The 13,252-nt window shown below is 59.4% G+C and carries 11 protein-coding genes and 1 pseudogene; all 12 read left to right on the forward strand.

Going from position 1 to position 13,252, the window contains the following annotated elements:
• Positions 1-78: 78 nt before the first annotated feature.
• Entirely contained in the window at positions 79-1,293 is a 1,215-nt protein-coding gene (locus ACYZT3_RS12485) for an alginate biosynthesis protein Alg44 (RefSeq protein WP_462032190.1), read from the forward strand.
• On the forward strand, positions 1,290-2,690 hold the full coding sequence (locus tag ACYZT3_RS12490) for an alginate biosynthesis protein AlgK (RefSeq protein WP_462032191.1): 1,401 nt from the start codon (positions 1,290-1,292) through the stop codon (positions 2,688-2,690). The genes ACYZT3_RS12485 and ACYZT3_RS12490 overlap by 4 nt, the downstream gene beginning before the upstream one ends.
• A gap of 41 nt (positions 2,691-2,731) precedes the next feature.
• The gene (locus tag ACYZT3_RS12495; protein WP_282377913.1) at positions 2,732-4,120 is read left to right on the forward strand and encodes an alginate export family protein; all 1,389 of its coding nucleotides are present in this window, start codon (positions 2,732-2,734) and stop codon (positions 4,118-4,120) included.
• An 86-nt stretch (positions 4,121-4,206) separates the two neighbouring features.
• Positions 4,207-5,724, forward strand: coding sequence for a mannuronan 5-epimerase AlgG (algG, locus tag ACYZT3_RS12500; RefSeq protein ID WP_282377885.1), 1,518 nt, complete (start codon positions 4,207-4,209; stop codon positions 5,722-5,724).
• An 11-nt stretch (positions 5,725-5,735) separates the two neighbouring features.
• A complete protein-coding gene (locus tag ACYZT3_RS12505) occupies positions 5,736-7,133 on the forward strand; it encodes an alginate O-acetyltransferase AlgX-related protein (RefSeq protein WP_282377886.1) in 1,398 nt (465 codons plus the stop codon).
• The gene (locus ACYZT3_RS12510; RefSeq protein ID WP_282377887.1) at positions 7,133-8,224 is read left to right on the forward strand and encodes a mannuronate-specific alginate lyase; all 1,092 of its coding nucleotides are present in this window, start codon (positions 7,133-7,135) and stop codon (positions 8,222-8,224) included. Before ACYZT3_RS12505 ends, ACYZT3_RS12510 begins: the two co-directional genes overlap by 1 nt.
• A 134-nt stretch (positions 8,225-8,358) precedes the next feature.
• Positions 8,359-9,780, forward strand: coding sequence for a mannose-1-phosphate guanylyltransferase/mannose-6-phosphate isomerase (locus tag ACYZT3_RS12515; protein WP_462032192.1), 1,422 nt, complete (start codon positions 8,359-8,361; stop codon positions 9,778-9,780).
• Between the two features lie 374 nt (positions 9,781-10,154).
• Positions 10,155-10,567, forward strand: a pseudogene (locus tag ACYZT3_RS12520) (arsenate reductase ArsC).
• Positions 10,568-10,575: 8 nt separating this feature from the next.
• Positions 10,576-10,938 (forward strand): metalloregulator ArsR/SmtB family transcription factor, encoded by a 363-nt coding sequence (locus ACYZT3_RS12525; RefSeq protein WP_282377891.1) that lies wholly within the window; start codon positions 10,576-10,578, stop codon positions 10,936-10,938.
• 36 nt (positions 10,939-10,974) lie between these two features.
• Entirely contained in the window at positions 10,975-11,445 is a 471-nt protein-coding gene (locus ACYZT3_RS12530; protein WP_462032193.1) for an arsenate reductase ArsC, read from the forward strand.
• A 17-nt stretch (positions 11,446-11,462) separates the two neighbouring features.
• On the forward strand, positions 11,463-12,536 hold the full coding sequence (arsB, locus tag ACYZT3_RS12535) for an ACR3 family arsenite efflux transporter (RefSeq protein ID WP_282377893.1): 1,074 nt from the start codon (positions 11,463-11,465) through the stop codon (positions 12,534-12,536).
• The gene (arsH, locus tag ACYZT3_RS12540) at positions 12,529-13,245 is read left to right on the forward strand and encodes an arsenical resistance protein ArsH (protein WP_282377894.1); all 717 of its coding nucleotides are present in this window, start codon (positions 12,529-12,531) and stop codon (positions 13,243-13,245) included. Before arsB ends, arsH begins: the two co-directional genes overlap by 8 nt.
• The last annotated feature ends 7 nt before the right edge of the window (positions 13,246-13,252 follow it).

Here is a 13,252-nt window from a genome sequence, read left to right on the forward strand (position 1 = left end):
TCGACGGTAAAAAATAGAGGTGAGCACCGGCACTGACCTGCCGGATCGGTCTGAATCGTGGATGGGAAGGGACGCGTTATGAACACAGCCGTTTTTGCTGTTGATGACAATGTCGTGCATGAGTCAGAGGTGCAGCGTCAGCATGCGCGGCTGAATCTACCGGCACGGATCAAGTTTAATGGGCCGGACCGGGAGAAGTTCGATTGCGAACTGATCGACTTGTCGGCCGGTGGCTTCAGCCTGAGTCAGCCGGACACTCCACTGATCGCGGGCCGCCATCACAAAGGCAAACTGGTGTTCCAGGTCGATGCGCTGGGGTTTGCCATCGACGTGGAATTTGTCGTGCGCTCGGTCAGCAGCGAGGGACTGCGGGTGGGTTGCGAGTTCCACAACCTGCCTCCGCGCGCGATCTCCGCATTGCGTTATCTGATCACCTCCTACCTCTCGGGAGGGGTGATCAGCCTGGGTGACATGCTCGCGACCCAACAACGCGACAACTTCACCAAGCCGCGAAAGCACGAAAGCGGCAATGGCATGGGCTTTTTCGCACGATTGCGGGCGACCACGGTGAGCCTGCTGATGTTTCTGGTGGGACTGGTTGCCTTTGGTTATGTGCTGAACCAGTTGTATGGCATTTATTTCGTCACTCACGCCGAATCGGCGCGGGTCAATGTGCCCGGTCAGTTGATCGGCCTGCCGCGCGACGGCAGCGTCAATTCGTTGGTCAAGGTGGGCGCGGTGGTGTCCAAGGGAGCCCCACTGGCGACCTTTTCTGCCTCGCTGCTGGATGTGATGAAAGGCAATCTGCCGCCCGGGCAGGCGACCCCGGAAAACCTTGAGCGCCTGTTCAGCCGCACCCTGCAAGGTTCGCTGACCAGCCCTTGCGATTGCCGGGTGGTGGCGCAGTTGGTGCCGGACGGGCAGGTCGTCGGCAAGGGCACCACGGTGTACGAGTTGATGCCGATCGACGGTGTGGCAACCATCGAAGCGCGCTTCCCCTATAAGAATTTTGCCAAGATCCAGCCTGGCAAGTCAGTGAGCTTTCAACTGATCGGAGAAGAACAGCCACGCACGGGCAAAATCGCCGCCGTGGCGCTGGACAACGGTGGCCTGGCCTCCGACCTGCGGGTGACCATTGAGCCTGACAGCCCGTTGCGGACCGAACTGGGCGGGCGTCCGGTGGAGGTCAGTGTCGAAGATCTGCAGGACAATGTCTGGGTGCAGAATGCCGTGGCGGCCAACACCTGGGTGAAGAACGCCTGGGAGAATAAAGTCATGGCGGCCGGAAAATGAACGGCGTATGGCGATCGGGGCTGCGGTTTTCTGCGCTGGCCGCTGCTCTGACGATGAGTCATGGGTGTGGCACCCTGCCGGATCAGGGGGTGGCGCGCGAGGCCATGTTGCGCAGCGATTATGAAACAGCACGCAAGCACTACGCGGCGCTGGCGGAAGACGGCTATGCCGATGCCCAGGCCGGGATGGGCGACTTGACGGCGTCGGCGGGTGACCCGACAAGCCTGAAAGAGGCGGAAGTCTTGTACCGGCAGGCCGCGCCGGAATCGGTCAAGGCGCAGTCACGTCTGGGCCGTCTGTTGCTGCGTCAGAGCCCGAGTGATCCCCAGCAAGTGCACGAGGCCCGGCAATTGTTGGAAGGCGCGCTGGATAAAGGCGAGTTCACTGCGGTGGTGCCGCTGACGTTGTTGTACCTGGGCTACCCGCGAATGGCGCCTGTGGTGGAACCGCAGCAGAAGGTCGACAGTTGGCGCGCCCAGGGCATTGTCGAGGCGGACCTGGCGCAGATTCTGATATACCGCAATCAGGGCACTTATAAGGCTCACCTGCCGCAGATCGAGCAGATGTGCCGGGCGCGGCTGGCGGTACTCGATGCCTGTTATGTGGAGCTGGCCACCATCAACCGAATGCGCGCCCAGCCCAAGGCGCAAGCGGACTTGCTGGCGCAGTTGCGCCAGGGTTGGCGCGAGGGACGAGTAGCGCCCTTGCGGGTCGAGTCGGTGGCGCGCGTTCTGTCCTCGCCAGCCCTCGAAGGCCCGGCCGACCCGCAAAGCGCCCAGCGCCTGCTCGAGGAACTGGCACCGGTCTATGCGCCGGCCTGGACCAGCCTCGCACGGTTGATCAACGACTATCCCGTGCAAGGCGATGCGCCGCAATTGCTTTCGGCCTTGCAACGCGGACGCGAGGCGGGCGACCCACGGGCGGAACTGCTGACCGGGCGGCTGTATTACCTCGGCAAATGGTTGCCACAGGATCCGCGCCTGGCTGAAGAGCATTTGCTCAAGGCGACCGCGGCCGGTGAAGTCGGGGCGCATTACTACCTGGGCCAGTTGTACCGGCGCGGTTATCTGGGCCAGGTCGAACCACAGAAAGCGCTGCTACATTTGTTGCTGGCCGCCCGCAACGGCTCAACCAACGCCGACCTGGCTCTGGCCCACATGTTTTCCGACTCTCGTGGGATCAAGGTCAATCGGGTCAATGCTTTTGTCTTTGCGCAACTCGCGCAACGCCAGGGCGTGGTAAATGCAGAGCCAGTACTGTCGGCCCTGCAGTCGGGGCTGACCCCGGCAGAAAGGAAAATCGCGCAGCCCTTGCTTGAGGAAGAAGCCCAGGCCCGTCTGACGGGCGCGGCTTTAGCCAGGTTGCAAACTCCGGAAAATGGACAGGACTTACTATGAAGCAAGCATTGTTGGCAGGATGTGGTCTTGGGGTTTCGCTGATGTGCAGCGTCGGTCTGGTGCTGGCGGCGGAAGTGGCACCGAAGAACTTCGGTCTGGATGTGAAGATTACCGCTGAGTCGCAGGAGGACCGTGACCTGGGCACCGCGTCCGGTGGCACGGTCAACGGTATCGGCATCGACGTGCGCCCTTGGGCCTTTGGCCAGTGGGGAAACTGGAGTGCCTATGCGATGGGGCAGGCGGTAGCCGCGACCGATACCATCGATACCGATACGATCAACAACGGTGTCGACGCCACTAACGCCCGTGAGACGGATGACAGCTACCTCGCGATGCGCGAGTTCTGGGTCGATTATGCGGGCATCACCGCTTATCCGGGCGAGCATCTGCGTCTGGGGCGCCAGCGTCTGCGTGAGGACAGTGGCGAGTGGATGGACACCAACATCGAAGCGCTCAACTGGACCTTCGAAACCACTCTGCTGCGCTCCCACCTTGGCGCTGCTCAACGCTTTTCCGACTACCGCACCGATGTGGACGACCTGTCGCCCGAAGACGAAGATCGTTCCCATGCCTTCGCCGACATCTCTACGCAATGGACGCCCAATAATTGGGTAGGCCTGCGGGTACATCACTCAGAGGACAGCGGCAATCTGCCCGACGCCGGCGAGCAGATCGATGCACTTGACAAGACCAACACCGGCAGCCTGACCTGGGTCGGCCTCGAAGCGAACGGTGACGGCTACAACTATCGCTCGACGATGCCGGTCAATTACTGGCTCAACGCAACCTGGCTGACCGGCGATCGCGACACCCTCACCACCGTGGTGGGCCCTGACGGCGATCGGGTCGCGACGGGCCACACCAGTGGCGACGTCAACGCCTGGGCCGCAGACTTGGGTTTGCGCTGGAACATCGATGAGAGCTGGCGCCTCGGTGCGGCCGCGGCCCGCGGCGACGGCGGTGGTCGCGACCAGGAGAATCAGTTCCAGCAAACCGGCCTGCAGAGCAACCGCTCGAACTACACCGGCACGCGTTCGCGCGTACACCGCTTCGGTGAAGCCTTTCGCGGTGAACTGAGCAACCTCCAGGTGGCTACCGTGTTCGGCTCCTGGCAGTTGCGCGAGGACTACGACGCCAGCCTCGTCTACCACCGCTTCTGGCGGGTCGACGACCAGCAGGACACTGGCGACGACGGGATCATCAATGCGGCTCTGGTGGACGGTGAGAAGGACTTGGGCCAGGAAGTCGACCTGGTCATGACCAAGTACTTCAAGCAGGGTCTGTTGCCCGCGAGCATGGTGGATTGGGTTGACGAACCCTCGGCACTGGTCCGCTTGCGCCTCGGCGTGTTCTTCACGGGCGACGCTTACGCCAGCGACACCGATTCGAGCATGCACCGGGCGTTCATTGATTTCGTTTGGAAAATCTAGGTCCGGGTTGTTGCCCGCAGTGATGCCATTGTGGGCAACAACGCCTTGATCACACCAGATTGCATTTATTTTGATGGGTGAGACTTATGGACAGTGTCGTCAAGATCACGCTGTTGCTCGCCGGACTGCTGTTGGTGCAGGCCGCGGGTGTCAGCGCGGCGGGTCTCGTCGAACCGCCGCGCTATACCATCAGCGAGGCTCCGGGAAAGCCTTTGCTGATCAGCGAGCCGAAGATCCCCGACCTGTCCGGCTATACGGCCGAGGCAGCCATGGCGAAGATTTCCTACAAGCCCGCCGGCCGTGCCTTGATCCAGCCGATGCTCAAGGAAAACTCGCTCGACGAGTTCATCGGCGGCAAGGAGCGACTCAAGGAGTGGGTGGTGCGCCAGCAGCGAATGCCGGTGGCGATCTTCATCGACCGTGGCTACATGAGCCTGACGCAACTGGCGCGCAGCCTGCCACCGACGGCCTTGCGCGAAACTGCGCCGGGGGTGTTTCTGGCACGCTTGCCAATCGTCATACGTCCCGGCGGGACCCTGCATATCGACAAGTCGGTCAAGGAATTGCGATTGTCCCAGGAGGGCGGTTCCTTCCTGGTCAATGACGGCAAGCTGTTTATCACCGACACCAAGGTCAGCGCCTGGAGCGAGAAGAACAACAGCCCGGCCTGGTACAAGAAAGAGGGCGAGTTCCGACCCTTCCTGGTGTCTTGGGGTGGCACCGAGACCTACATCGTCAACAGCACCATCGCCAGCTTCGGCTACACCGCGAGCAAAAGTTATGGGGTGAGTATTTCCCAGTACAGCCCGAGCATGGCGCCGAAGATGAAACGTAAACGACCGACCGGCTGGCTGCTCAATTCGGAGTTCGTCGACAACTGGTACGGCTTCTATTGCTATGAGGCCGACGACGTGGTGATTCTCGGCAATGCCTATCGCGACAACATCGTCTATGGCATCGACCCGCACGATCGTTCGCGCCGGTTGATCATTGCCCACAACGATGCCTTCGGTACCCGCAAGAAGCACGGCATTATCCTCTCGCGCGAGGTCAATGACAGTTGGATCATCTACAACCGCGCCTACAACAATCACCTGTCGGGCATTGTCCTGGACCGTTCCAGCGTCAATAACCTGCTGGCCTACAACGAATCCTACAAAAACCACTCCGACGGCATAACCCTGTATGAGAGCGGCAATAACCTGCTCTGGCGCAACCGCGCAATCGACAATAACCGCCATGGGATTCGGGTGCGTAACAGTACCGGTGTGCGGCTGTATGAAAACGAGCTGATGGCCAATGCCCTGACCGGCATCTACGGCCACATCAAGGATTTGCGCGGCACCGACCGCGATCTCAAGGAAGACCCCTTCGACGCCAAGCTGTCGCTCACCGTGGTCGGCGGCAAGCTGATCGGCAACGGTTCCAGTCCTATCACGGTGTTTTCACCCTCGCGTCTGGAACTCTACGACTTGACCTTTCTGGCGCCGCAGAAACAGGACGGCCTTGCCTTCACCGGTTTGTTGGGGGAAGTGCAGGGCGACTTGATGGACATTCTCCTGCGCCGCCGTGAAGCCGCATTGATTCTGCCGGTGAAACTTTGAGGAGCCTGCTGATGAAGACAATCCATGGGTATGCCGCGCTATGCATGCTGTCTGTGCCGGCGTGGGTCCAGGCGCAGCCGGAGTACACGGCCGAGGCCTGCTGCAAACTGTGCCCGCAAGCGGCGCAGGCGGCACTTTACGAGCAGCCGACGCTGAAAAACTACGCGACCCTGGTGGAGGCCAAGGACCAGTGGCTCTTTCGCACCCAAAGCGATTTCCGCACTGACTTCGGCCTCGATGAGAGCGGTTACAAGGCCCTCAAGCGCTTGCGCGACGGGCTGGCCCAGCGCGGGGTCGAGCTGGTGCTGGTGATGCCACCCAGCCGCGGCTTGCTGCATGCCGACCGCCTGACGCCGCAGGAACTGGCCAGATTCGATCAGGCCAAGGCCCGGCAGAACTACGTGCAAACGCTGGTCCGGGTGCGTGACTTGGGCGTTCAGGTCCCCGACTTTACCAACCTGCTGAGTGCGCCACAGCCAGCGGGGCAGCCCTTCTACTTCAAGGGCGATCACAATTGGACGCCCTATGGCGCCGAACGCAGCGCACAGTTGGTGGCCCAGGCGCTCAGGGGCAACGATGTGCTCAAGGCATTGCCGCATCAGGTCTTTGCCAGCCAGCCAGCCGGCCTGCTGGGACGCTCTGGCACGTTGCAAAAAGTCGCCGCACAGATCTGCGGCAACGGTTATGCGGCGCAGTTTGTCACCCGTTATCAAACCCGGGCCCAAGGCGATTCCAAGCTTCCCGCCAAAGTCGCATTGATCGGTACCAGCGCCAGCGGCGAGGCGTTCAACTTTGCCGGTTTCCTCGAACAGTATCTACAGACGCCGGTCAGCAACTTCAGTGTTCCGGGCGGTGGCTACGATGATTCGTTGATCGCCTACCTGCTCGGCGACGACTTTCAGAAGCGCCCGCCGACGGTGCTGGTGTGGGAAACCGATAATCTCGACAGCATCCAGAAATCCAGCTTCTACCGGCAGGCGATGGCGGCGCTGAGCGATGGCTGCGACAACCAGGCGCCGCTGCTCAAAAGTCATTCGACCTTGCACAGCGGGCGCAATCAAGTGTTGTTCAACGGCGGTGGCGGCACGGTGTATCCGATCAAGGGCAATCGCTATCAGGTCGACCTTCAGTTCGCCGATCCTGGCGTGCACCTGATGAGCGCGACCCTGACCTACATGAACGGTCGCCAGGAAAACATCAGCTTGAGCCGTGCGCCGACGGTCAATACCCAGGGCCGCTTCGCCTTTGAGCTGCGAGCCGATGCAGACTGGGACGAACTGACTTTTCTTTCAATGGATGTGCAGCCACCGCCTGGAACGGCCTCCATGGAACTCTCGGCCCGCTTGTGTGCCAAGCCAGTCATCTCTGCGGCACCATCCCTGCGCACCGCGCAGATGGAGGGGCACTGATGCGTCAGGCGCACTGGGCCGCCGTTGGCGTGGCCTTCATTTTGATGGGGCCGATCGTGCAGGCGGCGGCCGCTCAACTCCGCCCGCCGCAGGGCTATTACGCGCCGGCCGTGGACAAAGATGGCGACGCTCCGAGCTGTCCGGCGGCACCCAAACCTTATACCGGTGACCTGTTGATCCCCAGCAAGTACGAGGGCTCTGGCAAGGCACGTGATCAGTTCAACGCGCAATCCAACCAACGCTACAAGCAAATGTCAGCCGATATCAACGAACTGGAGAAGGGCGTCAACAAACACGTCGCAGCCTATTTACGGCTCGGCCGCGCAGGCCATGTGGAATGCACCCTGAGCTGGCTGGGCGAATGGGCCAAGACGCAGGCGCTGCTGAGTACCACCTACACCCATACCGGCAAGTCGATGCGCAAATGGGCGCTGGGCAGTATTTCTTCAGCCTATCTGCGGCTCAAGTATTCGCGTTCGCAGCCATTGAAGGGCCGCGAGGCGCAGACCCGGCCGATCGAGGCCTGGATCGGCCAAGTGGCCGATCAGGTGGTACGGGACTGGCGCGACCAGCCGCTGGACCGGCTGAACAATCACCAGTATTGGGCGGCCTGGGCCGTCATGGCGGCCTCGGTGGTGGTCGACCGGCGCGATCTGCTCGATTGGTCGGTAGCGCAGTTCCGCATCGGCGCTTCCCAGGTCGATGCAGACGGTTATCTGCCCAACGAACTGAGCCGCGAAACCCGCGCACTGGCTTACCACAACTACGCGATGGGGCCGCTGATGATGATCGCTGCCTTTGCCCGAGCCAATGACATCGACCTGCGCGAAGAAAACCACGGCGCCATGCGGCGTCTGGCGGCGCGGGTGGAGGAAGGGATCAAGGATCCACGCTCGTTTGAACGCAAGACCGGCTACAAGCAAGAACTCGAGGACCTCAACGAGGACGGCAAGTTTGCCTGGCTGGAACCTTACTGCGCGCTGTACGACTGCTCGGTGCAAACCAACCGCTGGCGCCAATCGATCGAACCGATGAAAACCTATCGCCTGGGCGGCGATATCACCCAGCTATTTGCTGGTCAGAAAGAATAAATGCAACAGCCAATACGCACTGGATACCCGGTGGGGCCATTCGTAAATGGGCTTGTGTTGCAAAAGGGAAGGCAATCCTTCGCTGTTCGAAGAGCCTTCATGTCGAGTGATGAAGGTGCGGGAGGAAAGTGAAAATGATTCCAGTCATTCTGTCCGGTGGCACTGGTTCGCGGTTGTGGCCGTTGTCGCGCAAATTGTATCCCAAGCAATTCCTGAGTCTGGCAGGCGAGGGGTCGCTGTTTCAGCAGACCCTGCAGCGCCTGGCGTTCGAGGGTGTCGCCAAGCCGATAGTGGTTTGTAATCAGGAGCATCGCTTTATCGTCAATGAACAACTCGCCGCCATCGGCTGTACGCCTCAGGCGATACTGCTCGAACCCTTCGGCCGCAATACCGCACCGGCGGTGGCGCTGGCGGCCCTCAAGCTGATCGCCGAGGGTCGCGATGAGCTGCTGCTAGTGCTTCCGGCTGACCATGTGATCAGTGACGTGCCCGCCTTGCGCGCCACGCTGTCACATGCGCAGGAAGAGGCGCTCAAAGGCAATATGGTGCTGTTCGGCATTCCAGCGACGCGTCCGGAAACCGGCTTTGGGTATATCAAGGCCGCCTGCGGTGATGCTGGCGCCGGCGCCTTCAAGGTCGAGAAGTTTATCGAGAAACCCGACCAGCAAACCGCCACCGAACTTGTCCGGTCCGGCGAGTACTTCTGGAACAGCGGCATGTTCCTGTTCCGTGCCAGCCGCTATCTCGACGAGTTGCGCACTCACGAACCCGACATGTACGACACCTGCGTGCTGGCCCTGGAGCGCAGCCGCAGCAGTGAAGGCGTGACCAGTATCGATCGGGTCACCTTTGAATGCTGCCCGGACAACTCCATCGACTATGCGGTGATGGAGCGCACCAGCCGCGCCTGCGTCGTTCCGCTAAGCGCTGGCTGGAGTGATGTCGGTTGCTGGTCTTCGCTGTGGGATGTGCATGACAAGGACGCCGAGGGCAATGTACTCAAGGGCGATGTAGTCAGCTATAACAGCCGTAATTGCTTCGTGCATGGCAGTAGCAAGCTGGTGACCCTGTTAGGGCTGGACGATTTGGTTGTGATAGAAACCAAGGATGCATTGATGGTCGCGCACCGCGATGCCGTGCAGGACGTGAAAAAACTGGTCAATGCGCTCGATGCCAAAGGCCGCTCGGAAACCCAGAGCCATTGCGCGGTGTATCGCCCCTGGGGCAGTTACGATTCGGTGGACAGCGGCACCCGTCACCAGGTCAAGCACATCACCGTGAAACCTGGCGCGCAGCTTTCCCTGCAAATGCATCACCACCGCGCCGAACACTGGATCGTGGTGTCCGGCACCGCCCAGGTGACGTGCAACGAAAAGGTCTTCCTGCTCACTGAAAACCAGTCCACCTACATCCCGATCGCTTCGGTGCATCGCCTGTCCAACCCCGGCAAGATCCCGCTGGAAATCATCGAGGTGCAGTCCGGCAGTTACCTGGGTGAGGACGATATCGAGCGCCTGGAAGATGTCTACGGCAGGAACCAACAGGTCAAGAGTTGAGCCCGTCGCACCTCGTACCTCGCCGGGTTGTTGAAAAGCCTAGTGAGCAGCCACCGAATCCGCCCTCTACGACCGGGGGCGGGTTAGGGCTGACTGCTTATTTCTTATGCACGTCCAGGTAGTCCCTGTGCCAGGAGAGTGGCCTATTTCTGCGTGAATGACATATTTATTACAAAAACCATATATGCCTCCCCTCAAATATTATGAAGCGCCCCCCCCCCAAGCAATTTACGTATATCACGCCATTGCGCGTGGCTTTAAGTGCAGGCGAATGGCGGCGTCCTATCGCTTCAATGGATTAATTTACCGCTGAGTGTTTATCTTGCATGCGGAAAAACATATATTCGTTAAACCGCATGAGCTGAGATTTCACTATGACCAGCAAAGCCCGTGTCCTGTTTGTCTGTACCGCCAATGCTGCACGCTCCCAGTTGGCCCAAGCGTTGCTGCGGCATACCGATTCGGAGCATTTCGAGGCGTTCAGCGCCGGCACCGTTCCGACTCAGGTAGATCCGCGCACCTTTGAGGCGCTTTCACACATCGGTGTGAGCACCGAAGGATTACGTAGCAAGTCGATAGACGAGTTCCGTGGTGAGCGTTTTGATTACGTCATCACCTTGTGTGATAAATCCGCAGCGCAATGCCTGTCTTTACCTGGAGCCGGTGAGGCCTTGGCCTGGAGTTTTGAAGACCCGGTGACCAGCATCAAACCGATGCCTTCCGTCACACCCTTCACGAAATTCATGAGCGCATCAAGATGTTCGTCTTGGTCAAAAACAAACACTGAGAACCGATATGGCTGACCACCTGACACCGACCACTGTTTTCAAATGCCTGGCCGACGACACTCGGGTCCGCACGATGATGCTTATCACCCGTGAAGGAGAGCTTTGTGTTTGCGAGCTGACCTGCGCGTTGAATGAGAGTCAGCCAAAAATATCCAGGCACCTCGCGCAGCTGCGCGGTTGCGGTTTGCTGTCGGACCGTCGGCAAGGCCAATGGGTGTATTACCGACTGCACCCGAATCTCCCTGATTGGGTTCATCAAGTACTGACCACCGTGCTCGAAAGCAACAAGCACTGGTTAAGCCCTGATGCCAAACGGCTAGATGAGATGGGTGACCGTCCCGAGCGGGCACTCGCCTGCTGTGAAAGCTAAATCGCCTGATTCCGCCTTCGACTACGAGATCGCTCGATGAAAATCCTGTTCCTCTGCACTGCCAATAGCTGCCGCAGCATCCTTTGTGAAGCAGTCTTCAATCACTTGGCACCGGAAGGCATGAAAGCCTACAGCGCTGGCAGTCAACCCAAAGGCGAAGTGCATCCGTTGAGTCTCAAGACTTTGGAAAGCGCTGGTGTTTCGACGCTTGGGCTGTTCAGTAAGTCCAGCGATGCCCATGTGAATTTGGCACCTGATTTCGTCATCACGGTATGCGACAAGGCTGCCGGTGAGGCCTGTCCGGTATTTTTCGGGCCGGCCACCAAGGCCCACTGGGGACTGGCTGACCCTTCGGAATACCACGGTACTCAAGAAGAAATCGAGGCGGCTTTTGAAGCCACTTTGGAGCAGATCAAAATCCGTATTGAAGCCTTCCTGGCTTTACCGCTATCCCAACTGAGTGCCGAACAGCTCAAGGCAGAGCTGGCCCTGATTGGCACGCTGTAATCACAGGAGCAATGATCATGAGTAAAAGCCGCCTTTCCTTCCTGGACCGTTACCTGACCCTGTGGATTTTTTTCGCCATGGCCTTGGGCATCGGTTTGGGGAGCCTGTTCGAAGGCTGGCCGCAGTGGCTCAACAGTCTTTCTGTGGGCACAACCAACATCCCCATCGCTATCGGCTTGATCGTGATGATGTATCCGCCTCTGGCCAAGGTTCGTTATGAGGAGCTGCCGGAAGTCTTCAAGGACAAGCGCATCCTTGTTTTGTCTTTGGTGCAGAACTGGGTAATCGGACCGGTATTAATGTTCGCGCTGGCGATCATCTTCTTGCGGGACCAGCCGGAATACATGACGGGCCTGATCCTGATTGGCTTGGCTCGTTGCATCGCGATGGTGCTGGTCTGGAATCAGATCGCGGGTGGCAACAATCAGTACGTCGCCGGGCTGGTGGCATTCAACAGCATCTTCCAGATCCTGTTTTTCAGCGTGTATGCCTGGATCTTTCTGGGGCTGTTACCGCCGCTGTTCGGGCTGGAAGGCAGTGTGATTGAAACCAGCTTCGTCAGCATTGCCGAGTCGGTCCTGATCTACCTGGGTGTGCCGTTCCTGGCGGGCTTCCTGACCCGCAAGATCCTCATCGCCCGTAAAGGTGAAGCTTGGTTTCAGGAGCGCTTCATTCCAAAGATCAGCCCGCTGACGCTGGTGGCACTGCTGTTGACCATCGTGGCCATGTTCAGCCTCAAGGGTGACGTGGTGCTGCAATTGCCATTGGATGTATTGCGCATCGCGATCCCTCTGACGATCTACTTCGTGGTGATGTTCTTCATCAGCTTCTGGATGGGCAAGCTGCTCAAGGCTGACTATCCGCGCACCACCGCACTGGCTTTTACAGCCGCAAGCAACAACTTCGAACTGGCGATTGCCGTGGCCATTGCCACCTTCGGCCTGGCTTCTCCGGTCGCTTTCGCCACGGTGATTGGCCCGTTGGTAGAAGTGCCGGTACTGATTTCTCTGGTCGGTGTGGCCCTCTGGTTGAAACGCCGCTGGTTCGATGAATCCAATAGCGCCGTTGCGCAGGACAAAGACTATGTTTGATGACCCTATCCCCCAACTCGATACTGAACTGGTTGATCTCCCATCGACAGACAAACTCGGTATCGAAAAGACCTCCATCCATAAGCCGCGCATTTTGCTGCTGTACGGATCGACCCGTGAGCGCTCCTTCAGTCGCCTGATGGTCGAGGAGGCCGCTCGACTGCTGGAACACTTCGGCGCCGAGGCGCGGATTTTCAATCCGTCAGGTTTGCCGCTACCCGATGACGCTCCCGACGATCATCCACGTGTGAAGGAACTGCGCGAGCTGATGCTGTGGTCCGAGGGGCAGGTTTGGTGTTCTCCAGAACGTCACGGCTCCATGAGCGCAGTGTTCAAAGCGCAGATCGACTGGGTGCCACTGGCCATGGGCGCGGTACGTCCGACCCAGGGCAAAACCCTCGCCGTCATGCAGGTGTGCGGTGGCTCGCAGTCGTTCAACGTGGTCAATCAGCTGCGAGTGCTGGGACGGTGGATGCGCATGTTCACCATCCCCAACCAATCCTCCGTACCGAAGGCCTACATGGAATTCGATGACAACGGCCGAATGAAACCTTCTCCGTTCTACGACCGTGTAGTGGATGTGATGGAAGAGTTGGTGAAATTCACGCTGCTGCTTCGCGACCGTCAGGACTATCTGGTGGATCGTTATTCCGAGCGCAAGGAATCGGCCGAAGAACTCATGAAACGTGTCAATCAGCGCTCCATTTGAAAGGGGG

It is taken from the genome of Pseudomonas sp. MDT1-16 (assembly GCF_054898115.1).